The sequence below is a fragment of the Geobacter sp. PheSNFMC genome (genome assembly GCF_059620965.1).
Map to the genome: position 1 here is coordinate 1 of NZ_JCAMRN010000014.1, position 26136 is coordinate 26136.

Below are 26136 nucleotides of genomic sequence, written 5' to 3' on the forward strand. Positions count from 1 at the left end.
AAGATAAGCCTGTCTAGCTTCAAGTATGACGGGCTGATACTGGGCCGGCAGGCGCTCCATTGCCCAGTCGGCAGCGACATCCTTCGGCGCGATTTTGCCGGTTACTGCGCTGTACCAAATGCGGGACAACGTAAGCACTACATTTCGCTCATCGCCAGCCCAGTCGGGCGGCGAGTTCCATAGCGTTAAGGTTTCATTTAGCGCCTCAAATAGATCCTGTTCAGGAACCGGATCAAAGAGTTCCTCCGCCGCTGGACCTACCAAGGCAACGCTATGTTCTCTTGCTTTTGTCAGCAAGATAGCCAGATCAATGTCGATCGTGGCTGGCTCGAAGATACCTGCAAGAATGTCATTGCGCTGCCATTCTCCAAATTGCAGTTCGCGCTTAGCTGGATAACGCCACGGAATGATGTCGTCGTGCACAACAATGGTGACTTCTACAGCGCGGAGAATCTCGCTCTCTCCAGGGGAAGCCGAAGTTTCCAAAAGGTCGTTGATCAAAGCTCGCCGCGTTGTTTCATCAAGCCTTACGGTCACCGTAACCAGCAAATCAATATCACTGTGTGGCTTCAGGCCGCCATCCACTGCGGAGCCGTACAAATGTACGGCCAGCAACGTCGGTTCGAGATGGCGCTCGATGACGCCAACTACCTCTGATAGTTGAGTCGATACTTCGGCGATCACCGCTTCCCTCATGATGTTTAACGCTTCAATCAGCCGACGCTTTAGCGGTCGGCTGCATTGATTTGTTAGGCGGTAGTGCTCGAATGGATATAAGAATGTCCCGCGCTATAGCCTCTCTTTTATACAGATCCTCCCATCTATTGGGAGTGTCTATATTCAATGCAAAGAAAACAGGGCCAGCGGACCACTCGACCCAACCGACCCACCAGCCGTGACGGCCTTCCCATCCAGTTTTCGCACGTAATATCCAGTCTTTCTCAGCTTCAACTATCATAACATCCTTCAAAAGACGTTGATGCTCTAGCTCAAACGGAAGATCATTTTGATATAGCTTTTTTAAAAAAACCACCTGCTCTTCAGCAGAGATAGCAAGCTTTCCATCGACCCAATAAGCACCGCCCTTGGTACTAGGGTCCATATTTCCGTAGCTGATTCTACTTAGGTAGGACCGTGCTTTCTCCTCACCGATCGCCTTAGCAAATTTTTCATACACCCAGAGTGCAGAATGTCGCATAGCCGAGCGCAAGTTCTGATCTTGATTGTGCGGCGCATAACCTCTTTTCACTCCGTCCCAAGGAAATACCTGAAACTCGTCTTTAACTACTCCTGCATCTAAAGCAAAAAGAGTATGCGGAACTTTGAACGTGGAAGCTGGAGAATAGCGCTTCCCAGCGCGCGTTCTGTCATAAACACTAACCTTTTCGGCTGAAGCGCGACTATCAACGATTAGAATCGTTCCTGTCGCTTCATGTTTGTCAAAGAATTCCTTCCATTCAGGCCTATCGAGTATTTTATCCTGAGCGAAAATTTCAGGAATAAAAAATATGGAAAGCAAAAAGAAAATGAAGTATCTAGTATGCACCTTGCCTCCTTGGACGCCTAACAAATTATTAATTCGTTTCTTTATATCTCGTCTTAGGTGGTGCCGATCATGAGTGCCCGATCAGACAACTCCACTCAAAAAATGCTAGATTACACTTAACAATTGGCAATTTCAAGAAAATACTTGAAATTTTTCCTTATGGATATCATATTATTTTCATAATAAATGTGAAGAGGATATCCCATATGATCACGTTGCCGAAGGCGCTTTTGGACAAATATGACGATTGGCTGGAACGGGAGGCGGTTGATGCCAACCGTCATGGCGAGCACCGGAAATGGCTACGCTATTATCTGGATTTCTGCCACAAATACGGGAATGGATACCTTGACGAACTGAGCCTTGGTCTATTCGCCGAAAAGCTGCAAGACAAAGGTCAGCACCCTTTCCAGATCGAGGAAGCGTCACGTGCCGTTCGTTTGTATTACCGAATGGCCGGGGAAACGAAAGATGCCCTGCCGACACCTGCCTGCGAACCTGAAAGAATCTCAAAACTGCCTCCGGCCACCATGAAATCTGAAGGTGCGTCCTGGGTGGGTGAACTGACAAGGCTCAGGGAAGAAATCCGGATTCGTCATTATTCTGCCAAAACGCTATCGAGTTATTATGGCTGGGCCAGAAAGTTCCAGGCTTTTGTCCGGAGCAAGTCCCCCACATTGCTTGATGCCGACGATGTCAAACGGTATTTGACGTGGCTGGCGGTGGAAAGGGATGTTGCGGCCTCAACACAGAATCAGTCATTCAATGCGCTGTTGTTTTTTTATCGACACGTTCTGGGCAAAGAATTCGGAAAAGTTGATGGCGTTGTACGCGCCAAGCGGCGTAAATACGTGCCGGTGGTCCTGTCCCGGGAGGAGATCGACATAGTTCTAAGTAAACTTGAGCCTCCTTTTGACCTTGTTGTAAAACTGCTTTATGGCTGTGGGCTCCGGATATCGGAGTGTCTGGATCTTCGAGTGAACGCATTCAACCTTGAGATGGGTGTGCTGACAATTCATGACGGCAAAGGCGGAAAGGACAGAACGGTGCCTTTGCCCGAAACCTTGGTTCCGGCTATTCGTTCTCAACTGGAGGTGGTTCGCTCCATTCTTGATCAGGATTTGTCTACGGAAAGCTTCGCCGGGACGTTTCTGCCACACGCACTGGAACGCAAATATCCAAAAGCTCCGACAGAATTTATCTGGCAGTGGTTTTTCCCGGCCATATTGCTGACAAAAGTTTCAGGCGCAAATGAGTTCAGACGCTATCATTTGCATGTGTCGCATGTGAACAAGGCCATCAAAGCGGCATCCGATTCCACAACGCTGACAAAGCGCGTGACGGCGCACACTTTCCGCCACAGCTTCGCCAGTCATCTTCTTCAGGCAAATTACGATATCCGGACGATACAGGAATTACTGGGGCATAGTGATGTGCAGACAACAATGATCTATACGCATACGGTCAAAAGTTCGACAAAGAAAGAGCCTCGCAGTCCGTTGGATTTTTGAACGCTTCAGTCGAGCAGGCGCATTTGGACGTGTTCGCGAGAGGGAATGCGCAGGGCCAGGCCGGGCTCGAGCGCCAATGGAAAAAAGAGGTCGTTGTAGTCGCAGATGATCCACCAGAGCCGGGCGTCACCCAGATAGCGGTGCGCGAGCAGATCCAGACGGTCGCCCTCGACCACGGTGTGCAGGCGGTCGTCGTGTCTGGGAGTGGTGTCGATGCGCTGGCGCATGCCGAGGGAGGTGCCGTCGCTGTCCCGGTAGAGAACGCAGCGGGCGTAGCGGGAATCGCGGCCGATCATGAACGTACCTCCGACCAGTTGATGGAACGGTCCACATATTCTTCGAGGACGATGTCCACCTCGGCCCGTTGCGGCAGCAGGTTGTCCCGGTCGAACAGGCCGAAGAAACGCGCCTTCACCTGCCGGACGATGCAGGTCACTCCCGGGTAGAGATCGCCGAAGATGAGCAGTACGCGGTGCGGCGCGTTCTTGAGCATGGTTCCGGCGTGTTCCGGATATTGCAGCGAGCGGAGCCAGTCGACCTTCTGTTTGACCGGCCCCTTGAACAGCTCGACCTTGAAGGCGATCCGGCGCGGTTCCCCGGCGACGTACTGGTAGCGCGGATGGCTCATGCCGGGGATCTTGATCGTCGCGTAGTCGGTCGACTTCTCATCGCTGATGGAGTTGGGGTTGTACTGGAATTCGAGCCGCTCCCCCGTGTCGGCGTCCACCAGATATCCCTTGATGGGCTGTTGATCCCAGGCCATTGCTTACACCTCGGCGATCTCGAGGATCGGCTTGCCCAGTTGTCCGGCCCGGTCGAGTTCCAGCCGCATGCCGCTGGAAATGCCGTTGCCGGTGAACGCCCACACCTCGTCGCAGCATTCCATGTAGGCCAGGCCGCAGGCTATGCCCGTCTCCCGCTGCTCGGAAATGCTGTCATCGGTAAAGGTTGGATACAGCAGGTGCGGCGCGAACGGCGCGTGACCGCTTCTCATGACGTGGCGGCAAAGTGCCTCAGCGACCTTCACGTTTCGGGTTATGTCGCCCGCAAACGGGCTGCAGACAAAGATGCGTTTCATCGGTCCTCTCAAAGTGTTTCGTAATTTCTGATCTTCCGCTCGCGAAGGTCCTTGTAGACTGCCTCGGCCACCTTTCGGCCATCGATGTTGGTGGTCACGCTCAGTTCCACCGGGCGGTCGGCCAGGCCATCGAGGCGAGAGAGTAGCGATTCCAGCAGTTCGCGCAGTCCCGGACCGGCTTCCTCTCCGCGCATGGGTGTCGCGGGAGCGGTGCGAGCCGGAGCGATCAACCGTTCGGAAGGCACCGTCTCGGTGAGTCCCGATTGCAGGGGCTTCGCTATCGGAGTCGGCGCGGCCGTCTTGGGCCGTTCAATCCCGGCCGGAGCCAGAGAAGCACTTCCGATTTCCGGTGCCGGTTCCACCGCAAACGGCTGGATGTAGCTCTTACTTACCGGCTCGACGGCCGCTGCGACGGTCTGCACGATGCCGTTCATCGGTTGCGGAGGCGGCGCGGCAGTGGCCATGACCGGCTGGAGCATCAGCATGGCGCTCAGGGCCTTGGGCACCAGGCGCTCGTCCAGACGCGGCACGAGACTGAGTACACTTTCGATGATGCGTTGCCCAATCGATTCGGCGGGCTGCGCGGTCTTGAGCGGTTGCTTCTGCTCGGCCACCTGCGGAATCGGGGTCTGGACTCCCAGCATGGCGCGAGCGGAGGAGAGCAAACCGTTGGCGATCCCAGCGCTTCTATCCTTGATCGCCTGAATGCCCGCGCTCGCGCCGCTGGATAGCCTCTGCCAGAGGGTTTGCCCCTCGGCACCGGCGTTGGTAAAGATTCGACCGACAGCCCCGGGGACGGCCGACAGTGTGGCAACGATCCGGTCGCGGACAGTGACGGCTCCCGTGGCCAGCGCGTCCCAGGCATTGACCTGGGGCGGTTTGAGCGCCAGTACGGGCGTGTCGCCAAACAGGGATTGTTTGAGACCGCCGAAGATGGCACTGGCCTTGGCCGCGACGGTTTGAGCCCCGGAGGTCAACCCATCCCAGAGTTTTCCAGCCATCCGGAAGGGAGCCGAGGCGGCGTCCATGAGGTTTCCGCCTGCCGTCTTGATCTGCTGCCAGGCTCCCGCAGCGGCCGAGAGAATCCCGCGAGCGGCGAAGCCGAACACTTTTGCAGGCAGCGACTGGGTAAGGCTCATGCCGTCGGCGAGGGTCTTGAGCAGCGCGGAACCGGAGACGGTCAGGCTGGCGAGTGGTCCCTCGCGGGCATCGGAGAATGGCAGCAGATTGCGCAGCTTGCCCAGGACGTTCTTGAGCATGGTGAAGGGATAGGTCACCGCCGACCAGATCCCTTCGCCCAGGGTGATCAGCAGCTTTTTGCCCGCCTCGAAGAAGGTGGTGTCCCCGGCGAAGAAGGAGCGCACGGTGGCAAACAGCTCCCGCAGGGTGCTGATGATCGGCAGATTCAGAATCGCCTGGCCGATCTGTCCAGAGGCGTCGGCCACCAGGCGTCCGATGGAGGTGAATATCCCGGAAATGAAATTCCAGACACCGACCACCACATCCCGCGCCCAGCGGAACGGGGTGGCAAGAAAATCGTAGACCGCTCCGCCAACGGCCTTGAGACCGTCCAGCAGGGAGATGTCGCCGGTCAGTACCTGCCAGACCGCATAGACGATCTTCCCGGCGGCCACGAAGGCCTCGCCGATCATGCGCACGGGCAGCAGGAACTTGTAGATGAACTTGGTCGCTCCGATCAGGGACCCGACGATGATCTTGCCGACCCAGACCACGCTGCGCACCACCACCGCCAGGGCTCGGACGATGAGCGACAGGTTCCAGGCCACGATCTTCAGCGCGAATGCCAGCCCCTGCAGAAGCACACCGGCGACGGTGCCGATAACCGTGCCGAAGGTGCGCCAGGACGACCCGTCGGTGGCGCTGGCGGCCACGCCGAAGATCTCCACCACTGAAAAGACCGCGCTGGCCAGTGCCGCATAGGCGCTCATCAGTGTGCGGACGGTTGGTTCGAGGATGGCGCGGATGCGGCCAAAGGCATGGGAGAACGCGCCCCACAATCCGGCCAGGGCCTCGCGAACGCGGTAATAGGCCTTGAAGACGGTGACCACGAAGCCCAACAGCCCGGCGGATTCGAGCTTCTGTGCCAGTTCGGCCGACATCTGCCCGACGCCGCCGCTGAGAGAGCCCACCAGCTCTCTGATCCCCTGGAAGACCAGCGAGACCTTGTTCCAGGCCCCGGTGATGATCTCCTGAATGCCGCCGAAGTTGGTTTCCCAGGCGCGTTTGAGCAGATACACCGACAAGATCACACCCGCGATGATCGCGGTGACGGGCAAGAAATAGGTCGCAACCGCCGAACCCACCCCGGCCAGCGCGGCGCTGATAGCCACGAACCCGGCCTTGATGGCTGGAAGCATGAGTCCCACCATGCCCACGGCGGCGGTGACGGCTCCAGCCACGACCAGAATGGTGCCGAGGGCCATGGATAATCCAAGGACTACCCGGGTCACGCCCGGCATCGATTTGGCCATGCGTTGCAGGAACAGAATGAAACGGGAGACACCGTTGATCATCGGGGTGACCACCGGTAGCAGAGTGCGACCCAGGATTTCGCTGAGGTTGGCCACCTGCTGGCGCAGGAGCAGAAACCGGGCTCCGATGTCCTGGTTCATGGCGTCGGCCATCTGTTCGGTGACCGCCGTGCCGGTCTTCATGGCTCGGCCCACCGACTGGATATTGCCTTCGAGGCTCTCCATGCCCGCCGACATCTGCAGCAGGAACTTGACCGCCTCGTCGGAACCGAAGGCCTTCTTCAGCTTCACCTGGGCGGCGGCGTTGGAGAGATCGGGGAACTGGCGCTTGATCTCCTGCAGGATGGGAACCACGCCCTTGAGACGGCCACTGGTGTCGGTGAAGGACAGGCCAAGCTCGTCACCGGCCTCGGCCGCCTTCATGATGAACGCCTTGTACAGCGTGCCCGCCTCGGAGCCGGGCATGGTGGTCTGGAGCTGGCCGAGCACGGCGAGCTGCTCGTTCAGGGGAATGTTGCTCGCGGCCGCCACCGCGCCGATGTTCTTGATGGCGTCGGCCATCTGGGTGCCGTTGGTCTTGAACGAGGCCACGGTCTGCGCCATGGCTCCGGAAAAGGCGGTCGCCCATTCCATGTCGTTCATGTCGGCCATGATGGGCTTGAAGATCCCGTAGGCCGTGGTGAAGGTGCCGACCATCTCCTGGGTGGTGGCCTTGGTCGCCTTAGCGGTCATGGCGGCCATGGAGGTGAAGACGCCCACCGCCTCGTCGCTGAGGTTGGACAGGGCCGATTTCACGTCGTAGGTGGCGGTGATGAACGCGGCCTTGTCGGCACCGGACCACTGGTTGGCGAAGGATTCTGCGGCGTCCTCGATGGCCCGGAGGTCCTGCACGCCAAGGGACGCCAGCTCGCCCAGGGCCTTCTGGGTCGCGGCGGTGGAGGCGACCAGGGCGGCGGGCACCGCCATCAGGGCCAGTCCCGCCCCCAGCATCATGGATCCTTGCTGGATGCGGTCCAGGTTGCGGGTCATCCGCTCGCTGGCATCCGCCACGGTGGAATCGAGGTCCATCATGGAACCACGGATGCGCTGCGCGTTCTGCGAGAACGCATCCTTCATCGATACCACTATGCCCAGTCCGAGATCGCCGTTCATCTATCGCCGTTCCGTTTGCTCACGTTCAAAATCAAGCTGCCGCTCGAGGGCCTCGACGAACTGACGCCGGACCCTGAGCGGCAGCGAGCGGGTTTCCGACCAGCCCCAGTGCAGTCCGCCGTAAGCGAGAAAGAATGCGTCGCTTACAAGCGAACTCCGGGGAACAAAAAAGCCGGTTCGGCCTCCAGGCGGGTACGGATCTTGGTGCCGCAGCCATCGCATTCGGTCTCGACCGAGGTGTCGATTCCCGCGTCGACCCGCGACATCTCCTGCCGCAGCACGTTGCGGTCGCGCATCGACATTTCCGCCAGGCTCTTCTTGGAGGGAGCCTTGCCGTCGATGTCGAGGACGCGGATGAGCATGGCCGAGCTGATGTTGGGCTCGCGCAGGCTGGCCAGACGCTTTTCCTTGTGGCCGTCGAGATATCCGAAGCGCACGGTTTTCTTCGAGCCGGGCAGCTTGAAGGCGAACTCCCGCTCCTCGCCGTAGGGGGTGACCTTGAGATCCTCGAGATTGATGGTCACAAAGTTGCTCATGCGGCAGGCGCTGTTCGGGCAGCTCAGCTCCAGCTCCACCTCGTCGCCGAGGGAAATCTGGCGCAGGCGGACCAGGGCGAACAGCCGGTCACCCGAGAGCAGGTTCATCACCTCGGCGAGATCGGGATCGGTCTTCTCGCCCAGCCGGACGAAACAGTTGCGGAGCACCTGGTTGATCGCCTCTCCGGAACGGATCAGGCGCTGGTTGGTGAGCAGTTCTTCCTCGGCCCCGGTCATTTCCCGAAGCTCGAGTTCAGTGCCGCTTGGCAGTTCAAAGCTGTACATGGTCGATCCTCCGGTTTAGGTCCAGTATTGGAAGCAGATGGTGAGCTTCTCGATGGTGTTCTCGGTGTTGCCGCCTTCGAGCTCGTCGTATTCGAGCGCCTTCACCCAGGCACCGTGCAGGGTCCAGCGGCGGGTCTCGTTGCCGGTGCGGTCGTAGCGGACAACGTCGATGTCGCGCATGTAGTCGGCCGGAAGACCGCCGGTGACGGCGTTCACGTCCACCTGTTTCTTGATCCATTCGCGGGCCGCCTCGTCGGAGCCGTCCTGCAGGTTGCCTTTCTCGAGGGTGATGTCCTCGAACTTGACCCGCCCTGCCACCTTTTGGTCGAACATCGAACCGGCCGGGGCAAAGGCCACTTCCTCGAATTCTGTTTTTGGCTCCTGTCCCTTGTGGAACAGGGCCACGTCGAAGCCATTTACCTCGATGGCGAATTGCCAGTTCTGGTAAAGGCTCTTGGGCATGTTTCCGCTTCTCATAGCCGTGTTCTCCCGTTAGATGATTTCTTTGAAGTCCGCGCCGGTGCTGGTCAGGATGAAGTTCAGCTCGATGAACTCCGCCGTCTTGGTCGGCTTGACGAACACGCGGGCCACCATTTCGTTGCGGTCGATGACCGCCGGGGTATTGGTCTCCTCGTCGCACTGGAATGCGAAGTCGTAGAGGCCACCCTTGTCCTTGATGTCCTGCAGGAAGGGGTTGATCAGGCGGCCGAGGGCACGCCAGGTCTGGGGATGATTCGGCTCGAACACCACGAAGCGGGAGGATTCCGAGATGGCTTCCTCCATGAACATCATCAGACGGCGCACGTTGATGCGGTCCACGGCCGAGGGCTGGCTTTGCAGCGTCTTCTGGCCCCAGATGTTGATGCCGGTGTCGGGGAACACGGCGATGACGTTGACCCCTTCCGGATAGAGCACATCGCGCTCGCCACGGCTGGTCTTGTAGGCCAGGGAGAGCGTGTTGAAGATGCGGCCACGGTCGATACCGGCGGGCGCGTTCCAGACGTTGGTCTTCTGGTCGCTGCGGGCGATGCATCCCGCCACCGCGCCGCAGGGCGGCACCAGCTTCTTGCGCGAGTTGACCGGATCGCTGATCTCCAGCCAGGGGTAGTAGAGCGCCGCGTAGGAGGAGTTGAAGGCCGCGTGGCTGTACATCCCTTGTCCCTTGCGGAAATCTACCGCTTCGAGCGGCTCCAGGTGCATGGGCGTGTCGGCGATGAACAGCAGATCCTTGCGCCCCTCGGCATAGGCGATTCCGGCGTTGATCACCGGCACCGTCGTGACGCCGGGGACCATCAGCAGGTTCAGGGCGTCGATCTCGTCAAAGCCATAGAGGCCGGTATGCTGCGAGGGATCGCCGATGAAGTCCGCATCGGCCAGATCGGTCAGACCATTGTCGCCGCCGCTGAGCGTGAACACGCCCAATGCCGGACGGTCGCTGGGCGTTCCCATTGCTGCGGCCAGATCCTGGACCAGGATGAAATCCGAGCGGTCGTTGATCGCCAGCTCCACATGGTTCGGCAGCGTCTCGTCCATGCTCAGATCCTTGAACACCTCGACCACATCGCCTTTGTGCCGGACCACCAGGTTGAAATGGTTGGCCGGATCGAGAGAACCGTCCTCGATGGAGATGGAGAGTCGGTCGCCCCAGACGCCTTCGTTCACGGCCTCGATCCGCAGGGCGTCGGCGGGCGTCGCCTCCCGGTTCTGCAGCACGATGGAAGATTTGAGCGCCGTCAGGGTGTCCCGGTCGGTGGAGTCGGTGAGATGGGCGATGCGGGTGACGTAGAGGACCGACCCGCCGTTGTCGAAAAACGCCCGTGCGGCGTAGGCCAGATAGCTTTCGTTGATATAGGAGCCGAAACGGTTGATAAACTGTTCCCAGCTCGTCACCAGCACGGGCTTGTTGATCGGGCCTTTCTCGGCCACTCCGACCATGGCAGCCGACGAGGTCGAGATCTGCTTCACATAGAAACTGAAGTCCGTTTCCCGGGTGTAAATCCCGGGCGATAGATAGGTCGGCATGGTTATTTCCTCCGCTTGCTGGTGGTCTTGGCCTCATCGGCTGCGGCGTCATCGGTTGCCGTGGGCTTTTCCGGTTCCGGTTCCGCGCCGCCGGTCAGGTCGGTGATGCGCACCAGGCCGCGTTTTCCGGCGGTCTTGATCTCGGCGGAGAGGTCCTTGCGGGCGATGCTCTTGCGTTCTCGCGGCCCGAGGTGAAGGGTTCCCTGGCCGGAGAGGTTGAACGTCAGGGGTTGGAACTGCAGGTTTCTGATCTCGATCACGGTTGTTCTCCTTTACGGTTGAATGGTTCGTTGCTCTGTCACGTCGCCGTGAAACTGGAAGGTCCGGTCCCGGATCAGCCGACCGTCGTGCAGGTCGCCGTCGTACACCGGGCAGGATTCGATGCGGATGCGTCCGGAGCTTTGCCGGAGGTTGGAGAGGTTCACCCGGGCCAGGCCGCCCAGAGGAACCAGTTCGGTAAGGTTCAGGCTGCCCTGGTCGGCGATGGCGATCTCCGGGTAAAGCTGGAGGAACCGCGACACCGATTCGTGAAAACCAAGCAGTTCGGCCTCCCGGTCCACGGTCACCACCAGGTCGAAATCGAGGTGATAGAGACGGGGAAACCGGCACTCCTCGAAACTCAGCTCCGCGACATTCTTCTCGAACAGGCGGCTCTGGCTGCGGCGGAAACGGTCTTCCGCCAGCTTCGGCCCCTGGAGGATGACGCTGGGGGTACGCTGGACCTCGAACAGGTCATCCGGGAACACCAGCACGGTGTCCGGGTGGATGGCCTGTTTGGCCAGGCGGATCAGGGTTTCTGTGACGGTCTGTATCGTGCTCAAGGGACGCCTCCGTTTTCTGCTTGGTTACTTACCGGAAGCACTGGCGATGTGTCGGAGGCTCAAAGCGTGGAGCGGATCGCCTCGCGATAGTTCTGGAGGATCTGTTCGCGGTACTTCTCCATCACCGGATGCAGAAAGGGTCTAGCGGGGATGATGATGGTCGCGCCGTTCGGATGTTTGATGGTGGCCCCGTACTCCATGACGGCACCGATGTTCACCATGTCTTCCCCGTCCTTGTTGACGGTGCCACGCAGCAGGCCGACGAACGCCTTGTCGGCCATGATCTTCTGGGTGATGGCGTTGACGAGAAAGCCAGTGTCGATGAGCGCCTTGCTGGAGCCTTTGCGCTCGATGGTGCTTTCGGCGAGTTTCACGAAGGCCTGTCCGCCCGGGGCCTGGGAGCGAATCCCCCGCTGGATCTCGCGCACCAGAAAAAGGGCGTTGCGGATCGTGGCCTGACGCAGGGCCGTGGCCAGGCGCGGCCCCATGCCGGTGGTCAGCTTGGCGCGGGCCTTGTCCCAGTCACCGGTTCGCCTAACGCCCATTGAGCTTCACCAGTTGCAGGTTCTTGTGGGTGACTGTGCCGAAGAAGTGTTCTTCTTCCACACTCTGTATGCGATAGGTTTCCCGGTCTGCGGCCAAACGGTCTTCACCCCGCACATCGGCATCCGGAAGGACGCTGGCGAGCGCGTCGATCTTGCCGCTCAGCTCCTCCGGCGGGGTTTCGTTCAGTTCGAGGGGGATGACGGAGATTTCCGTGTATTCGGCATCGTCGGTGCCGTAGAGCCGCTCGCCGGGAACCACGCGCAGGACGCGTGCAGTCTGGCCCGAGGAGAGGATCAGCCGGGCAACGTCGGCCACGGCTTCGGCGCGCTCCCGGTCATTCAACAACATCGAGATCGATCCCTTGTTCGTAGATGACCGGCGTAAGGCCGCTCGGGGTCAGGATGTAGGCTTCCTGGTCGAGCTGGGTGGCCGGACGCAGCTCGGTGAGCCGCTGCCGGTAGTCGGCGAGCAGATCGGCCTCAAGCTTGGCCCAGTGGCCGGGCTGGCCGGTTTTGTCCACCCGCTTGTCGCCGCTGGAAAAGGAGAAGGCGTTGGCGGTGGCCGAACGCATGACCTGGCAGGCGTGGATCTGCGCCATGATCACCAGAAGCTCGCGGACCTCGCCGGTGGGATCGGGGGTGATCTCTCCGGCCGTGACCGTCAGCGATTGGTCGAGGTCACGGCCGACCCGGAAAACGGCCTTCCGGACGCATCTCTCCAGAGTCGGGCCTTCGAAGAGAGATGCGCCCGGATCGGACAGGTCGAGCCGCAGGTCGGCGATCAGGTCACTCAGCAGCACCTTGCAGACCCTCCAGACGGCTCTTGAGCGCGTCGATCACCGTGCGGCGTTTTTCGGTTTCCATGTAGCCCTTGAGGGTCTCCGGATTGGCTTCCTCGTTGACCCTGGAGATGGCGTCGGTGGCGGAGAGCTTGCTCAGGTCCACCGGTTCCGCGTCCTGGTCTGGCTCTGGAGGGGCGAGCGGTTCCTGCTTCGGTTTGTCGGCCATGGCCAGGCGGCCGTTCTTGAGCGCCGCCTGGATCTGCTTGGTGAGGCGTTCCACCTCGACCACCTGGCCGGGCTTGAGTTTCAGCCCGGCGTCGGGGATCACCAGAACGCCGGGACGGATGTTCTTGATTCGATTCATCTCACGTCACCTCCTAAGATTACGGAACCAGTTTGACCTTGGCCATGATGTCAGGGCGGGTAATGCCCTGGCCGATTTCGGACCACACCAGCCAGCCGGTCTTGAAGCGGGTCTTCTGATCGATGGACTCCGTCTTCAGGTTTTCGCGCACCGGCATCTTTCCGACCTCTTCATCCGGGACGATGATGATCTCGTCCAGCGGCATGGAGGCGGTCAACAGAATGCCGCCGGTGCCGTAGTTCTTGATGACCCCCTTCTGGCGCAGCTCGAGCTTGGTCTGGGGATCGAGGTTCCAGCCGCGCATGTCGTTGAACCGGCGGCCGCGCATGACGATGTACTTCACCGACAGCTCCAGGTCCTCGATGATCGAGATGGCCTCGTTCAGTGCCTCCTCGGTGAGCAAATCGCCGGTGACCTCGATGGTGTTGGTCGCCGGGATGGCCGAGGAGAGTACCGAGATGGTGCGGCGATCCATCTCCTTGCGGATGGCGTCGGCGGCGCTGGTCTGGATGTCCATCAGCGTGCCAATGTTGCCGTTCTTGAGAACGGAAACGTCCACCATCGGGTTGGAGTGGATGCGGTTGGTGGGGAACTCGACCTCGTCCTTGCCCACCTCCTGCTCCTGGGCGTCGCCGTCCTTGCTGATCCAGTGGGCCTTGACGGTCGGTTTCTTCTGGTAGACCGGACGTTCGCCCTTGGGCAGCGTGTGCTTGGTGAGCAGCAGCGAGGAGATCTCCTTGCGTTTGATCTCCTGTTCGATGGGCGCGGCGATGGCGGCGGCAAGCGCCCGCATGCCTTCGGGCGACTCGAGAGCCTCGCTCATGAGCCGCGCCATGGTTTCCATGTACTCCTGGGAGTGGATCTTCAACTGATTGGTTTTCATGTGCGTTGGCTCCTTGGGTTAGACGAGCAGGCGAAATTTGAGGACGCCGCTCTGTACGGAAATGGCGTGGGCGACGACGTGCTCTCCGGCCGCGACGCCGTTGGTCAGACGACCGCCCGCTGAAACTTTCAGGTCGTCTCCGGCGACGACGGTTCCTTCGAAGGCGTCGGTCTCGTAGACGCCGCCGTCACAGTAGATGCCGGGCATTTCGCTACCGGCGTAGTCCTTGATCAGGATGCCGAAGGAGCGCTTGGTGGGATCGGTGTTGACGGCGAACAGGTCGTCGCCGACCACGCGGACCACCTGGCCGAGCTGGCCGTCGCCCTGGATGTGGCCGTCGCCATAGGCGAGGCTGCGGTGACACGGATTGATGAATGACATGGTGTTTCCTCCTTATGCGTTGATTTCCGAGTGTTCGGGAGAGTCCTCGCCGACACGGTTGCGGTAAGCGGCCATGAACCCGTCGCGCAGGCGGTCCTCGAGCGATACCTTGCGGTCGTCCACATCGTGGGGCCGGACACCGGCGTCGCTGCGTAGCGGGGTTTCCGTCGATGCTTTGGCGGCGGGCTTGCCGCCCTGGTCGCTGTCGGCGGGTTTCTCCTCCTTGTCCTTGTCCGCTTTTGCCGATTTAGGCAGGCGCTCGTAAGCAGCCTCGGTGGCGGCGAAGGCTTCGTCGGACAGTTCGGCCAGGCGTTTAAGTTCGGCTTCCCGGTCCTCCTCGGAAGCAAAGGAGAGCCCTTGTTTCTCCAGACGGGTGAGCAGCTTTTTGGCCCGGGAGCGGCAGGCGGCCGCCTTTTGTTCGGCTTCCAGTTCCTGGACGCGTTTCTGCAGCTCGGCGACCTCGGCCTTGAGCTGCCGGTTTTCCTTTTCCAGGTCGGTAACGCGGGCAGGATCGCCTTCCTGCTGGGCCGGTTTCTTCTTGGCCGCTTCGACGGCCTGGTCATCGGTGGGTTTGGTTTTGTCTTCCATCATGGAATCTCCTTCGGGTTGGGATTGGTCGGGCTGGCTCTGAAGGGACGCCACCTGCAGAATCCTGGCGTTCTCGTCCGCGCCCTTGCGGTCGAGCAGCCCCAGTCCGGTGAAAGTGACGCCGTGCAGAATCTCGAAAACGGGTTGGCCATTGAAATCACGGCCCTTGAACTTGCGCAGGTGGGTGCAGTAGTCGGCCTTGTTCTGGAAGCGCTTATGGCAGACCGAACATTCGCCTTCCTGATAGTCGCACTCCATGGAGACCTGGGAGATGATCCCGCGCTTCATCAGCTTGTAGGCCAGCCGGGCGGCCGGGGTGTCGTGGACGTACAGCTCGCCCACGCATTCCACGCGGCCCCCGTTGTCGTCCTCCAGGTAGTCGGCGGCGACGATGCCGCCGACGATGTCGTTGAACTCCTGCGAATGCTGCAGATCGACCTTCTTGTTCACGGCCGTCATATGCCGACCGGACAACTCCTCGGCGGTGAAGTGGTCGCCGTTCTTGTTGGTCCCGGTTCGGCAGAGCACGAAGCTGAACTGGGGGTCGCCCGCCGAACCGACATCCATGGCCTCGGTCGCGAGGCGTTCGCCTTCACCCAGCCGGATGTCCACGGGAATGCTGGTGTGGAAGTTCGCTGCGGCGGCCATCGGAACGGGTTTCTCCTCCCGTTCGGCGCTGGCCTTGGCCCCGGGAGCGCAGACGAACAGACGTTCTTTGGCGTTGGAAGCCTCGCCGTGCTTGGAGGTGATGGCGTAGTGGTGATCCTTGGACTTCATCCGGCTCTGTTTGCCGAAGGAGCCGATGATCCGCTTCATCTCCTGCTCGTTGGGATAGGCGTGATCGCGGTAGGAAATCAGCCAGTGCGGAATGTGTTTGGCATTGCCGAGAAAGGTCTGGAAGAATTCGCTGGCGTTGGCCTTGGTGACGGTCTTGTGGTCGGTCTCGTAATACTTGACCTTGGTGTCGGCCTTGATTTCGAGCCCTTCCCAATAGGTCATGAGCCCCTCCACAAAGTGGTAGGCCCGCTCGTAGTTGGTGGTCGAAAACTCGGTGGCGTAGGGCGGATCGAAGTAGGCCAGATCCGCCTTGGCTTTCGGCAGCAGGTCGTTGATGTCATGCCGGTATGCCTTGTTCTCCTTGTCGTTGTCGAAGACCAGGGCGTTGATACGCTGCAGATTCTTGCGCAGACGATCCTTGAACTCGTCGGGGGTGTCCTGGCGGCGGCCATAGTCGGTGGACGACGAGAAGTGGCCGAAACCGCCCTTGCCGCTCATGCAGGTTTTGCCGAGGCCGAACAGGGCGATGTCTTTCTTGAAGCCGGAGAGCTTGTCGCAGTTGGCGCGGATGGTGTCGATCAGCGCATGGACGCCCTTGGCGAAGAAGATGCCCTTGAAGTTGTCCTGGACGAAGCTGCCCGCCTTGGCGTTGTCGGCCAGAAGCGCTTCGATCTCGTCCTCGCTCAGGCGAACCGAGTTGTTCTCGATGATCGCCTTGGCGGCGTGGTGGCAGTAGCGGAGCCGGTCGTTGGCGATGACCTGGAGGCCCTTGGTCTTGTACATGTAGGCCACGACCGCAGACCCCGAAAAGGCGTCGAGCACGGTGCCAACGCCTTCCGGGGTATGCTTCCAGATCCAGTCGACGAGCTTCTGCTTACTGCCGATGTAGTTGGTGATGTACTTGGGGCGTTTCTCGGGAGGGAGCTCTTCAGGAGCGGACTGTTCGGCGGCCTCGGTCCCAAGCGCATCGGGATCGAGAGTCAGCGCCGCATCGGCCTCCAGTAGAAACGCCAGCCTTTCCAGGTCTGTGGCGAACAGTTCCATCAACGTCTCCGGTCAGTTTTCTGTGCTCTCCGCGACCTGCGGGGAGCGTTCAGCGGTTACTTACCGGAAGCGTCGGCGATGTGTCGGAGGGTGACGGAGAAATTCAGCGGGTGGGGTTCAGCCGGGCCAGAACGGCCTTGCCGCAGGCGTCGAGGGAGGGGTATTCGTCGCTCTCGGTGATCTCGGAAAAGACCCCGTCATAGGGGGAGCGGGACAGCCGGTGATATTCGAGAAAATTCGCCGGAAGCGAGGTGGCCTCGGCCTCGACCAGACGGTTGACCACCCAGGCGGCCTCGTCCTTGCGGTCGGCAAGCCCGTTCGGCCCCCGGTCGAGGTAGTACATCTCCACATCCAGACCGGGACCCGGCCCCTGAACCCAGACGCCCACGGGCACGTATTCCGGGGCGGTGGCTTGCCGGTCAGCCATTATCGAGTCAATCATATAGCGCAGTTTCATGACCAGTCCTCCGCGATCCGGAGATGCTCGGCTAGAAGCTGGGCGTCGATCCGGTGGAATCTTTCGGCGTTTTTCTGACGGTAGGCGATCCAGCGTTGCCAGTCCGCCGCGAGTTCGGGCTCCGAGACCGGCTCCATCATTTCGACATGGTGAATCCGGCCCAGATCGTCGGTCAGCTCGACAATCAGCCAGCCTTCGGCCTCCTTGCCGTCATGTTCGGCCATCAGGGTGTCTTCGACCCGGACATCGACCACTTTGATGGTGTGGGCGTGCTGAAAACCCTCGTCGTAACCGAGTGCCTTCCACAACAGCCAGAAATCGGTGCGCAGATGGTTGCCAGCAGCGTCGAAATGGGGTGCGATCCGGGTAACGGTGAAGCTGTCCACCAGGGTGTCCAGAAAGAGATCCCCGGATTCTCTGACCGTCATGCGGCTGCCCCGGCTGTTGAACCAGTGCAGCGATTCCTGCAGCCGCCGTTTCTCCTGTTCGATAAAGTCCTTCATGGTCATTGTTTGCGTTTGCTCCAGCTTTGCGAGGTATGGACGATATCCTCCACCTTGCGCCCGTCGGGCAGTTTCTTGATGCCACGCCGGGTGAAACTCTGGATGATCTCCCGCCGTTCGTTGTCGCTTCTGGCCACGATGAACTCGATGTTGTCCAGCAGCGTCACCGAATATTTGAAGATGGTTTCGTTGCCATGGCGCTGCGAGAACCGCTTCCAATCATCGATGCTGGCTCCCCGGTTGCGCTGCACGTAGTCGTCAATCACCTTGCCGTAGGCGTCATGGTCATAGCTGATGGCGTCCATGCGCCGCAGCATCTGTTTCTTGAAGTAGAGGGCCGGTGAGGCGTCGCTGGCCGGTTGCTTCTTGATCCGGGTGAAGAAATAGCTCGCGCCGCCGGTCTGCATATCGGCCACCGGAGACATTCCGCCCGGAGCCACGCCCATGCGCATTTTCTCGACTGTGCTGACCATGGCTCCGTTGTTCTCCATGATCAAGTCGATGAAGCCGGACATGCTCTCGCCGTTGGTCAGATCGTGGACCAGCGAATAGCCCTTCATCTGTTTTTCCAGGTCCTCCTCGGTGATATCGAACCGGAACTGGTGCCGGTATCCGCCCTTGGCGTCGCGGTCTAGGAAACCCGCCTGATATTCGCCCAGCGGGTTGTATCCGGAAAGCTGGGTGATGTCCTGGACGCCCAGCTCCTTTTGCCAATAGCCGCGCAGGGCCTGGACCCGCTCGGTGGTGGTGGCATTGCGGTCGTCGAGGGATTTCTGCAGTCGTTTGTAGTCGGCGCTCTTGTCGGTCTTGCGGATGTAGGCGAGCTTTTCGAGGTACATCTGCTCCGCGTTTTCCGCCGTGGCCACCCGGGTATCGATCCCAAGCTGTTCGAGCTTTTCCAGCATCGCCTCGACCCGTCCGGGGGTAGCGTCGCCGTCCAGGATCATTTCCATCTCGCCGCGCTGGGCATAGAGGTTGGTGTCCGACCAGGGGCGATAGCGGACCCGGGTGCCGTCCTCGAAGGTGACGGTGTACTGGTGCCCGTCCTGCATGCGGGAGTTTTGATTGAACAGCGTCCGGTTGTCGATGTCGTCGGCCTCGACGGTAATGGTGCCGGAACCGATCCTGCGCTTGGTGTGGGTCACCTTGCCGCGTTCCACCTTGAACGGCGGTTTCTCTTTGGGTTTCTGCGCGTCGAGCTTGGGCAGGTACTGCTCGAATACGCCGTTGGTGGCCCGGTCCCAGTCGACGGACTCTTCGATCTCCTTGACCCATTTCAGATAATGGTCCGCCATCTCCTTGACCTTGGGGTCGGCGCTCTTTTGCAGGGTCTCCAGTTTCTTGCGCAGGCGCAGGGCCTTGTCGATCTTGGTCCGGTTGTACTTGCCGTCGCCCACGTGGAAATTGACGTTTTTGACGGCGTCCAGAATCGTCGGAAAGAAGCTGTCTTCGACCAGTGGTTGTCCCTTTTCCCCGGCCGCCGTCTGCACATACCTGCGTAGCACCTCGTCGATGCGGCGGTCCGTGTCCGGCCGGATCTTCATCTTGACCACAGTGCGCTTCTTCCCCTTGAAGCTCTCGGTGAAGATCAGCGCGTTCTGGTCCTCCACGTCGCCGCTGTCGAAGGGCAGCGTCTTGCCCTGCCAGCCGAGTTTGCGGGCCTCCTCGACCAAGGCTTCCTCGGCGGAGGAGAGCAGCTTGTTCTTGCCGGTAGCGGCGCTCAGCTTGTCGAAACGGAAGCCCCGATCCCCCAGCACATCGGCGTAATAGCCCTCGAAGTCCCTCCGGAGATTGTGTTTCCGCTCCAGGGCCAGGTCGTAAAAATGCCGCAGCCCGGCCGGGTCCTTGGCGAACCGTCCCTCGGCGTAGGGTCGCAACAGATCGAGGTAATCCTCGTCGGCGATCTTTTCGACCTCCTGGATGTAGCGAAGGGTCGCGTTCGGATCGACCCGCACCTTCCCTTCCTTGGCCGCCCGGAAGACCTTGTTGTAAAACGGCTCTTCCTCGCCGCAGACGCCGTTGGGGTGATAGTCGAGCGAGAGCTTGTCCTGGCCCAGAAACTTGAATGCCTGGCCTTTGTCGATGCCGTAGACGCGACCGTCCCGGGAACGGATGAACTGCTTGGAATGTCCGTCGTGATTGGCGATCAGCCAGTCGACCACATGCTCGCGCTGGATCTGCTCCAGTTCGATGGTGGTCAGATCCTGGGGCAGGATGTTGCGAAAATCGAAGTCGTCCCGCAGATCGGTGCGCCATTTCTGGATGGAGCCGGTGCGACCGTTCAATTGGATGGTGCGCACCTCGATGGAATGAGGGTCGATCAGGCGACCGATCTTGTAGGCGGCTTCCTCTCCGAAGGCGATGAACTCGTCATCCTTGCGGCCAATGGGCTTGAACAGCCATTTGTCGCCGTGCTCGTCGGTCCAGAACTCCTTTTCGTGTGCCCCGCCGACAACGGCCTTGCCGGTTTTCTTGAACTTCGAAGGCAGACCCTTCTGCTGCCACGCGGTATCGACGGTGGCGAACTCTGCGCCTTTCTTGCCGATCTTGGGCTCGGGTGGCTTGACTGGGCTCGGTTGTGGAGCCGGTTTCGGTGGCTCTTTCTTCGGCGTGGCGGGCTTGGCCGGTGCGGTTTTCTTCTTGCCGCCATGTTTTTCGGCCCAGGCTGCGTGCTTGGTGTCGATGCTGGCCTGAACCGCTTTGATTTTCGCGGGATCGGTCTCGGTGAAGAGCGTGGTTAGCTCGTCTTTGTTGGCCCACTGCCAATACTGGACCTTGGTCTCCTTGGCGAGCGTCTTGAGCTCCGCCGATTTCAGTTTGCCGACCTGATCCTGGAAGAGCTGTTTTTTGAGGGCGATTTCCTTGCTGTGGGCCGCAAGCAGTTCCTGGGGCAGATCGGTGCCGCCGGAAACCGCCTGTTCCGCCTTGGCAATCGCGTCGAGGAAATCCTTGTAGCCGGTCGGCGTGTCGGGAACGACCACGGCCTTGGCGGCGTCTTCGAGGGCCGTTTTCTGTTTCAGGATCAACTTCTGCTTGGCCTCGTCGACCGCCTTTTTCTTGACCGACTCGGCCATGTCGGCACCGGCCTTCTTCTGTAGCGCCTCGACGAGCTGCTGTTTGTTCTTGAGGATGCCGATGCCGTGCTTCTGTTTGGCCGCCGCGAGTTCCTTGCCCATCAGGCCGCTGTGATCCACGCCGGGCTCCAGCTTGTCGAGCAGCTCGATGGTCTCCTGTTTGGTCATATTGAGGGAGATGCCGTTCTCCTTCGCCATCTCCTTGAGCTGCTGGGCGGTCATGCCCTCCAGCCCCTCGGCGGGAGGGATCTTTGCCATCTGGGCGGCGAGCAGCTTGGCCTGTTTGAGTTCCGTCTGCTTCAGCCCGAGCAAATCGACCAGTTCTTCCTTGGTCCGCAGCAGGCCGATCTTGTGTTCCTTGAGCTTGGCGCTGAGTGCCGCTCCGGCCAGGTCGCCGTGATCGATCCCCGGTTCGGCCAGATCGAGCAGCTTGATGAAATCGGCCTTGGTCCGGGCAATGGCCACGCCGTTTTGTTTCGCCAGGGTCTGGAGCTGTTTGACCGTCAGCGAACCGAGGTCGGCGATGTCGCCGTTTTCAAAGGCGCTCTTGAGCTTGGCGTTCTCCTTGGCCTGGGCGTCGGCCATGCCTTCCAGCACATGGGGCGGGAGAATGCAGGCGTCCCCCTGCGATGCCTGGGCGGCTGCCTTGGCGGCCATCTCGCTGCCGCAGACGGTCATCGGCCAGGCCACGATATTTGTGCAGCGGCAGTGCGGATGCGCGGGTTGCTGGGGGAACTTGTCGATGGGAAAGGTCTTGCCGTCCAGGCCGCCGCAGACCGGGCACATGCGCTCGTCCTCCATGGCCAGCCATTCCAGTTTCTGGATGCCGACCCGCTCGTGGAACTTGAGCCTGCCCATGTTGTGGGCGCGGAGGACCTCGGTGCGGGCGATCATCTCCATGCGGTACTGGGCCTTGCTGAACACCCGGCTTCCGGCCTGGCGAAAGGAACCCTTGTCGACGATCACCTTGCCCATGTCCCGGACGATGTCGTCGGCTCCCTTGCCCGTGGCGATGCCATTCAGGATGGTGCGCTTGATCCCGCCTGCGAGTTCGCGGTGAACGTCACCGGCGAGCGTGAGGTTGTACTGCGCCATGAAGTCGAGGGCATTGGTGTCGACGATGGTGAACACCTTGGTGGCCAGCTTGTCGATGCCTTCGGGCTTCAGATCGGCGTAGAACGGCAGCGCCGCGTCGGCGAGCTCTCCGATTCCCTGCTGGATACCGAGCTTGAAGGAGTCCTTGGTCGTCTTGCGAAAGACCAGGGTCTGCTCCCGCTTGAGCCGCTTCATGGTGTCGTCGAGTTCGAGCTGGAGCTTTTCCAGCCCCTTGAGCGCGGCGAGCTTGTTGTCCGGCAGGGAACCGAGGGAGCGGTACTGGAGAATGGCGCGGGCGACCTCGTCTTCGGCCTGTTTTAGCGCCTGGGTGAGCTGGGCCGTGACCTGGTCGTTGTAGCGGTTGCGGGCCGTCAGGCTTTTCAGGGTGGCGTCCTGGATGCGCTGCTTCTGGTCCGATGGCATCAGCGGGGCTCCCGGCGGTCGATGAAGCGACAGGCCGGGGCGTCGAAGGTGCGCTCGCTGTTGTGGACCCGGCAGTGGTTGGTGTCAGCAATGAAGTGGCTACACTCGTCGCACACGGCCGCGTCACCTGTGGACTCCAGGTCGCCCGACCAGACCAATGCCGCCTCCGCCGTGGGTTCATCGTCCTCGGCCGGAATCCCGAGCATCTTCCGGGCGCGAGGCACGCTGAGAATGCCGGAGACGACCATATCCACCACCGGCTTCACCTGCTTCTCGTCCATCAGGTCGATCTGCTTACGTTCGGTCTCGCGGTTGGCGGCCTCGATGTCCGGGTCCAGGTCCATCTTGAGCTGAAGGCTGGAGCGGCTGATGAGCTTGCGGTCGTAGAGTTCGATGAGGAGCTTCTTGAAATCGACCGCGTCGCTGGGGTCGAGGTCGTTGAAGATGAACTGGATGCTTTTGTCGCCGTGGCCGTTCAGCTCCATCCAGTCGTCGAACACCCAGTCGAGGAGCTTGCGTGCGGCCTGTTTGATCTCGCGGATCATGACCATCATCTTCTGCATGCTCACCGAGGCGGTGGCGAAATTCGGGCCGTCTCCGGTCACCAGCGAGCGTGACAGCCCCAGGGCCACCACGATGTCTTCCTTCACCTCTTTGACCTTGTCCTCGACGTTGAGGACCTGGCCATCGGTGCCGTGGGTTTCGACGTTGACGTAGAACGGGACCACCAGGCCGCTTTTCATGTCCATCTTGTTGACCATGTCGCGAACCTGTTCGAGCATCCGCTGGTCCGGCATCACCATCTTCTGGCCGAACGCGCCGCCCACCTTGAGCAGGCGAAAGGGCGTGGCCCAGCGCTTGGCGATGGCCTGTTCGGCCCGGCGGTAATCGCGCAGCAGTTCGATGGCTTGAAAGGCGGGAAGCACGAGGGAGTTGCCCCGGGGCGAGAAGGCCGGTGCGTCCCATTTGAGGTGGACCACCTGTTCGACGGGTAGCGGGATGGATTCCCCGCCGCCGGGGGTGTCTTCGGGAAATTGCCGGGCCTCGATCAGCTCGCCCTGGGCGTATTTGACTTTGACCGAAACCGGGTTGACGCAGACCAGTTCCTCGATGTCCTGGCCGGACTTGGTGAAGCGCTTGAAGCCGATGGCGTCGCCTTTCACCAGGAGCTGAAGAACCATGTCCTTGATGAATTGCGTGATGTTCAACCGCCAGGCGGCCTCCAGTGCCTGCTCCTTGAGGGTTTCGTCATCGCTGGTGATTTTGATCTCGTCGCCCACGGCGAAGGTGCGCCAGGAGTTGACGCAGTTCTTCACCAGCGGCTCCTCGACGTAGTATTCCCAGGCCTTACGGGCGCGTTCTTCCCAGGTGGCCGGAATAGCCTCGGCGGCGTTGACCTTGCTGAAGGCCGCCGAGTCGAGCGCGGCCGCTGCGGCCAGCGGTGCGATGACAAAGCCGGTGGTGTCCAGGCTTTCGGGTTGTTCGTCCTGATGGGCGGTGCTTTCCACGTGATCCTCTCGGTAGTTTCGGCCATGACAACCGCACATCCGGCCCGTGTGGGCCGAACCCGGCTCGATGCCGGTTACTTACCGGAGCGGGGTGGAAAGCGTCGGAGGATGCGATCAGATGAAGACCGGATTGGTGAGCACGGGTTTGAGCGAAACCACCTCTTCGCCGACCGGGTCGAGGTTGCCTTCTTCCCGGATCAGCATGGCGCAGCGCACCGCGTCGATGATGTGGTCGTTGCCCTTGGAATAGATGATCTTTCCGTCCCGCAGGGTGTAGGTGTGGGTGGTGAACTGGTCTTCCACCTCCAGGTCGTCCGAGGGGAAAATGACCTGCTTACGCTGTAGGGCTCCGTTGATGAGGCTGGTCATCAGCTCCTTGGTTCGCTTCTTGATTTCCCTGCCGTCCCGCACCGCCAGCCGGGTCATGCCGCCGAAGTCGTATCCCTTGAGCCTGCCTTCCAGCTCCAGCCCTTTGTACTTGTCCAGGGTGAGCAGCTCCTGAACCACGGCCAGACCGTTTCCGCCGTTGTCCACGCCAATGCCCGCCGGGGTGTAGTAACGCTCCAGCAGCGCGATGATCTGGGCGATGTGCGGATAGGAAACGTGTTCAAGATGCACGCGCAGGATCATCTTCAGCAGCGTCCGCTCGCCGATCTCCGTCTCCTGGAATACGACGATCTCGGTGGGGTCGTTGGTGTAGCCCAGGTCGCCGCCAACCCAGAACTGCCCGCTGCGGGGCGTGAGGTTGAGCAGCATCTCCAGCCGGTCGTGGGCCGCTTCCTCAGTGTCGCAATCGCGCAGCTCGGAATCGGTGATGACGATCTTCTGATACTCCAGCAGATCCTGCCGACAGAGGTTGAACTGTTCGACATTGAAGGCCCCATAGGAGGGCTTGCCGTGTTCACCGGCCACCTCGTGCTGCCAGCCGGAACTGTCGCGGCCGCCGTAGAACTCCAGCAGTTCGGCCTCGCGATCCTCGGTCCACAGGGGGTTGAGCCAGGACGGCCAGCGGAACACATGGAACTGCTCCGACGAGGTGAGCCGGTAATAGGTGGTGTCGCGCAGGCCGTTGGGCGTGGAGTAGATGCGTAGCGTCCCCCCGGCCTTGAGGCACTGACGCAGCGCCTTCCAGGCCCGCTCGGTCAGCCAGGCTCCTTCATCGACCCAGACGCGGCCCACGTGCAGGGACCGGAAGGCGTCGCCATAGGCCCCGGCCGGGCGGAAATAGAGCACCGAACCGTTGGTGAACTCCAGCCGGAAGTAGGGTTTGCGGTGGATCTTGGGTTTGCCGTACTTGGTCAGGGCGATGCTGTTCATCAGATCCGGGTTGGTGTCGAGCTGGAACTCGATCTCCTCGATGATGGTATCGAGGTGCCCCTGGTGCGGAGCCGCGATGAGGCCCTGGCCGCCTCGGGTGGTGAAGGCGTAATGGAGCGCGTCGGTCGAGAGCACGATGGACTTGCCCACGTCCCGGCCGTCGAGGTGGATGATGTTCTTGGCAGGGCAACGCAGGTCCTCCACCTGGTGCGGCCAGTAGTCGCGGCCTGAGCCATCCCGGTTGTAGAGGTAGGCTTGCCCCCACAACACGGGATCGCTCAGGGTCGCCGCGAGTTTGCGCTCCTTGTCGGTTACCGCCATCAGTGCATTCCTGTCCTCAAGGCGTTGCCGAGGATGGTGCCCACCAGTTCCGTCAGGATCTGCTGCACGGCCAGGGTGTTCTTCCGGTCGTAGACAGCTTCCTGAATATCGATGATGGCCTGGTCCAACTCCGCCCAGGCCAGGTACTGCTGCTGGGCCGCTTCCAGACGGCCGAGGGCGTTCTCTATCCGTCCCGCCGCCAGCTCGGTGCCGATTTCGACCAGGGCCTCACCGGCCTGGCGAACGGCATCGCTGTTCTCCTGAAGAATCTCTTTCATTGGCCTGCCTCCTGGTTCGCGCCGTTGGCCCACTGGTCAAGGGCGTCCACGGCGGTCTGCAGGCGCAGACCGACTCCGGTCAGGCGCTCGGCGTCCGGGTGGCCGACTTCGCGCAGCGCCTTGTTGGCCTCGGTCACGTACTCGGGTGTGTGGCGGTTGACGGTGGCCACCGCCGACTGGATCTGGGCCGGTGGCCGGTAGGTGGCGCAGCCGGTCATGATTCCGGCCAGGGCCAGTGGGATGGTCCATTCGAGGGTCTTCTTCAACATGTTGATCTCCTTTGGGTTATGGGTTTGGGGCACATACAGAAAGATCTCTGCAAACACTTGATTTCCAACGAAATAGAAGCGTCA

26 protein-coding genes are annotated in these 26136 nt (G+C 60.7%); 1 reads left to right on the top strand and 25 read right to left on the bottom strand.

The window, feature by feature from the left end; genetic code table 11:
• Positions 1 to 696: AadA family aminoglycoside 3''-O-nucleotidyltransferase (locus tag AC6CDK_RS04605; RefSeq protein WP_024434961.1), on the bottom strand; the 696-nt coding region annotated here is incomplete at its 3' end.
• A 13-nt stretch (positions 697 to 709) separates the two neighbouring features.
• Positions 710 to 1528 carry a class D beta-lactamase gene (blaOXA, locus tag AC6CDK_RS04610; protein ID WP_413229611.1) on the bottom strand — a complete coding sequence of 273 codons (819 nt, stop codon included), beginning with the start codon at positions 1526 to 1528 and terminating at the stop codon, positions 710 to 712.
• 224 nt (positions 1529 to 1752) lie between these two features.
• Between blaOXA and AC6CDK_RS04615 the strand changes: the two genes are divergently transcribed.
• A complete protein-coding gene (locus tag AC6CDK_RS04615; protein WP_192905205.1) occupies positions 1753 to 3057 on the top strand; it encodes an integron integrase in 1305 nt (434 codons plus the stop codon).
• 5 nt (positions 3058 to 3062) lie between these two features.
• Here AC6CDK_RS04615 and AC6CDK_RS04620 read toward each other — a convergent pair whose 3' ends face one another.
• The 23 genes from AC6CDK_RS04620 to AC6CDK_RS04730 form a co-directional block, all read right to left on the bottom strand.
• Positions 3063 to 3353 (bottom strand): LysM peptidoglycan-binding domain-containing protein, encoded by a 291-nt coding sequence (locus AC6CDK_RS04620; RefSeq protein WP_022661714.1) that lies wholly within the window; start codon positions 3351 to 3353, stop codon positions 3063 to 3065.
• Positions 3350 to 3820, bottom strand: coding sequence for a CIS tube protein (locus AC6CDK_RS04625; protein ID WP_011366981.1), 471 nt, complete (start codon positions 3818 to 3820; stop codon positions 3350 to 3352). Before AC6CDK_RS04625 ends, AC6CDK_RS04620 begins: the two co-directional genes overlap by 4 nt.
• Positions 3821 to 3823: 3 nt before the next feature.
• Entirely contained in the window at positions 3824 to 4135 is a 312-nt protein-coding gene (locus AC6CDK_RS04630; RefSeq protein WP_192905206.1) for a DUF7768 domain-containing protein, read from the bottom strand.
• 8 nt (positions 4136 to 4143) lie between these two features.
• Positions 4144 to 7779 (bottom strand): phage tail tape measure protein, encoded by a 3636-nt coding sequence (locus AC6CDK_RS04635; protein ID WP_192905207.1) that lies wholly within the window; start codon positions 7777 to 7779, stop codon positions 4144 to 4146.
• A 143-nt stretch (positions 7780 to 7922) separates the two neighbouring features.
• Positions 7923 to 8600 carry a T4 family baseplate hub assembly chaperone gene (locus AC6CDK_RS04640; RefSeq protein WP_192905208.1) on the bottom strand — a complete coding sequence of 226 codons (678 nt, stop codon included), beginning with the start codon at positions 8598 to 8600 and terminating at the stop codon, positions 7923 to 7925.
• Positions 8601 to 8615: 15 nt separating this feature from the next.
• Entirely contained in the window at positions 8616 to 9077 is a 462-nt protein-coding gene (locus tag AC6CDK_RS04645; RefSeq protein WP_011366977.1) for a phage tail protein, read from the bottom strand.
• 15 nt (positions 9078 to 9092) lie between these two features.
• Positions 9093 to 10622, bottom strand: coding sequence for a phage tail sheath C-terminal domain-containing protein (locus AC6CDK_RS04650; protein ID WP_028577511.1), 1530 nt, complete (start codon positions 10620 to 10622; stop codon positions 9093 to 9095).
• 2 nt (positions 10623 to 10624) lie between these two features.
• Positions 10625 to 10882 (bottom strand): hypothetical protein, encoded by a 258-nt coding sequence (locus AC6CDK_RS04655; RefSeq protein WP_028577512.1) that lies wholly within the window; start codon positions 10880 to 10882, stop codon positions 10625 to 10627.
• A 12-nt stretch (positions 10883 to 10894) separates the two neighbouring features.
• Complete coding sequence (locus AC6CDK_RS04660; protein ID WP_192905209.1) at positions 10895 to 11443, bottom strand: hypothetical protein; 549 nt, start codon at positions 11441 to 11443, stop codon at positions 10895 to 10897.
• A 59-nt stretch (positions 11444 to 11502) separates the two neighbouring features.
• Positions 11503 to 11988 (bottom strand): phage virion morphogenesis protein, encoded by a 486-nt coding sequence (locus AC6CDK_RS04665; RefSeq protein WP_192905210.1) that lies wholly within the window; start codon positions 11986 to 11988, stop codon positions 11503 to 11505.
• A complete protein-coding gene (locus tag AC6CDK_RS04670) occupies positions 11978 to 12337 on the bottom strand; it encodes a hypothetical protein (protein WP_192905211.1) in 360 nt (119 codons plus the stop codon). Before AC6CDK_RS04670 ends, AC6CDK_RS04665 begins: the two co-directional genes overlap by 11 nt.
• Entirely contained in the window at positions 12324 to 12788 is a 465-nt protein-coding gene (locus AC6CDK_RS04675) for a hypothetical protein (RefSeq protein WP_192905212.1), read from the bottom strand. The genes AC6CDK_RS04670 and AC6CDK_RS04675 overlap by 14 nt, the downstream gene beginning before the upstream one ends.
• Positions 12775 to 13134: a hypothetical protein gene (locus tag AC6CDK_RS04680; protein ID WP_192905213.1), complete on the bottom strand. Its 360-nt coding sequence runs from the start codon at positions 13132 to 13134 to the stop codon at positions 12775 to 12777. The genes AC6CDK_RS04675 and AC6CDK_RS04680 overlap by 14 nt, the downstream gene beginning before the upstream one ends.
• 19 nt (positions 13135 to 13153) lie before the next feature.
• Positions 13154 to 14017 (bottom strand): HK97-fold major capsid protein, encoded by an 864-nt coding sequence (locus AC6CDK_RS04685; RefSeq protein ID WP_011366969.1) that lies wholly within the window; start codon positions 14015 to 14017, stop codon positions 13154 to 13156.
• A gap of 18 nt (positions 14018 to 14035) precedes the next feature.
• Positions 14036 to 14398 carry a hypothetical protein gene (locus AC6CDK_RS04690; RefSeq protein ID WP_192905214.1) on the bottom strand — a complete coding sequence of 121 codons (363 nt, stop codon included), beginning with the start codon at positions 14396 to 14398 and terminating at the stop codon, positions 14036 to 14038.
• Between the two features lie 12 nt (positions 14399 to 14410).
• Positions 14411 to 16807: a DNA adenine methylase gene (locus AC6CDK_RS04695; RefSeq protein WP_192905215.1), complete on the bottom strand. Its 2397-nt coding sequence runs from the start codon at positions 16805 to 16807 to the stop codon at positions 14411 to 14413.
• Positions 16808 to 16910: 103 nt separating this feature from the next.
• Entirely contained in the window at positions 16911 to 17264 is a 354-nt protein-coding gene (locus AC6CDK_RS04700; protein ID WP_192905216.1) for a hypothetical protein, read from the bottom strand.
• A complete protein-coding gene (locus tag AC6CDK_RS04705; RefSeq protein ID WP_155314808.1) occupies positions 17261 to 17773 on the bottom strand; it encodes a hypothetical protein in 513 nt (170 codons plus the stop codon). The genes AC6CDK_RS04700 and AC6CDK_RS04705 overlap by 4 nt, the downstream gene beginning before the upstream one ends.
• A complete protein-coding gene (locus tag AC6CDK_RS04710; protein WP_192905217.1) occupies positions 17770 to 22359 on the bottom strand; it encodes a minor capsid protein in 4590 nt (1529 codons plus the stop codon). Before AC6CDK_RS04710 ends, AC6CDK_RS04705 begins: the two co-directional genes overlap by 4 nt.
• Positions 22359 to 23867: a phage portal protein family protein gene (locus tag AC6CDK_RS04715; RefSeq protein WP_013514539.1), complete on the bottom strand. Its 1509-nt coding sequence runs from the start codon at positions 23865 to 23867 to the stop codon at positions 22359 to 22361. The genes AC6CDK_RS04710 and AC6CDK_RS04715 overlap by 1 nt, the downstream gene beginning before the upstream one ends.
• Before the next feature lie 114 nt (positions 23868 to 23981).
• Positions 23982 to 25505, bottom strand: a complete 1524-nt coding sequence (locus AC6CDK_RS04720; RefSeq protein WP_192905218.1) for a terminase large subunit domain-containing protein — start codon at positions 25503 to 25505, stop codon at positions 23982 to 23984.
• Complete coding sequence (locus AC6CDK_RS04725; protein WP_192905219.1) at positions 25505 to 25783, bottom strand: hypothetical protein; 279 nt, start codon at positions 25781 to 25783, stop codon at positions 25505 to 25507. The genes AC6CDK_RS04720 and AC6CDK_RS04725 overlap by 1 nt, the downstream gene beginning before the upstream one ends.
• Complete coding sequence (locus tag AC6CDK_RS04730) at positions 25780 to 26052, bottom strand: hypothetical protein (protein WP_011367832.1); 273 nt, start codon at positions 26050 to 26052, stop codon at positions 25780 to 25782. The genes AC6CDK_RS04725 and AC6CDK_RS04730 overlap by 4 nt, the downstream gene beginning before the upstream one ends.
• Positions 26053 to 26136 lie beyond the last annotated feature (84 nt).

Bases quoted from the DNA above. Each gene is read 5' to 3' on its own strand.
- AC6CDK_RS04645 (WP_011366977.1), bottom strand. From the start codon at position 9,077: ATGAGAAGCGGAAACATGCCCAAGAGCCTTTACCAGAACTGGCAATTC.
- AC6CDK_RS04720 (WP_192905218.1), bottom strand. From the start codon at position 25,505: ATGGCGGTAACCGACAAGGAGCGCAAACTCGCGGCGACCCTGAGCGAT.
- AC6CDK_RS04695 (WP_192905215.1), bottom strand. From the start codon at position 16,807: ATGGAACTGTTCGCCACAGACCTGGAAAGGCTGGCGTTTCTACTGGAG.
- AC6CDK_RS04725 (WP_192905219.1), bottom strand. From the start codon at position 25,783: ATGAAAGAGATTCTTCAGGAGAACAGCGATGCCGTTCGCCAGGCCGGT.
- AC6CDK_RS04730 (WP_011367832.1), bottom strand. From the start codon at position 26,052: ATGTTGAAGAAGACCCTCGAATGGACCATCCCACTGGCCCTGGCCGGA.
- AC6CDK_RS04665 (WP_192905210.1), bottom strand. From the start codon at position 11,988: ATGGGCGTTAGGCGAACCGGTGACTGGGACAAGGCCCGCGCCAAGCTG.
- AC6CDK_RS04710 (WP_192905217.1), bottom strand. From the start codon at position 22,359: ATGCCATCGGACCAGAAGCAGCGCATCCAGGACGCCACCCTGAAAAGC.
- AC6CDK_RS04670 (WP_192905211.1), bottom strand. From the start codon at position 12,337: ATGTTGTTGAATGACCGGGAGCGCGCCGAAGCCGTGGCCGACGTTGCC.
- AC6CDK_RS04680 (WP_192905213.1), bottom strand. From the start codon at position 13,134: ATGAATCGAATCAAGAACATCCGTCCCGGCGTTCTGGTGATCCCCGAC.
- AC6CDK_RS04615 (WP_192905205.1), top strand. From the start codon at position 1,753: ATGATCACGTTGCCGAAGGCGCTTTTGGACAAATATGACGATTGGCTG.
- AC6CDK_RS04685 (WP_011366969.1), bottom strand. From the start codon at position 14,017: ATGAAAACCAATCAGTTGAAGATCCACTCCCAGGAGTACATGGAAACC.
- AC6CDK_RS04630 (WP_192905206.1), bottom strand. From the start codon at position 4,135: ATGAAACGCATCTTTGTCTGCAGCCCGTTTGCGGGCGACATAACCCGA.
- AC6CDK_RS04620 (WP_022661714.1), bottom strand. From the start codon at position 3,353: ATGATCGGCCGCGATTCCCGCTACGCCCGCTGCGTTCTCTACCGGGAC.
- AC6CDK_RS04705 (WP_155314808.1), bottom strand. From the start codon at position 17,773: ATGACCATGAAGGACTTTATCGAACAGGAGAAACGGCGGCTGCAGGAA.
- AC6CDK_RS04625 (WP_011366981.1), bottom strand. From the start codon at position 3,820: ATGGCCTGGGATCAACAGCCCATCAAGGGATATCTGGTGGACGCCGAC.
- AC6CDK_RS04690 (WP_192905214.1), bottom strand. From the start codon at position 14,398: ATGTCATTCATCAATCCGTGTCACCGCAGCCTCGCCTATGGCGACGGC.
- AC6CDK_RS04650 (WP_028577511.1), bottom strand. From the start codon at position 10,622: ATGCCGACCTATCTATCGCCCGGGATTTACACCCGGGAAACGGACTTC.
- AC6CDK_RS04700 (WP_192905216.1), bottom strand. From the start codon at position 17,264: ATGAAACTGCGCTATATGATTGACTCGATAATGGCTGACCGGCAAGCC.
- AC6CDK_RS04635 (WP_192905207.1), bottom strand. From the start codon at position 7,779: ATGAACGGCGATCTCGGACTGGGCATAGTGGTATCGATGAAGGATGCG.
- AC6CDK_RS04640 (WP_192905208.1), bottom strand. From the start codon at position 8,600: ATGTACAGCTTTGAACTGCCAAGCGGCACTGAACTCGAGCTTCGGGAA.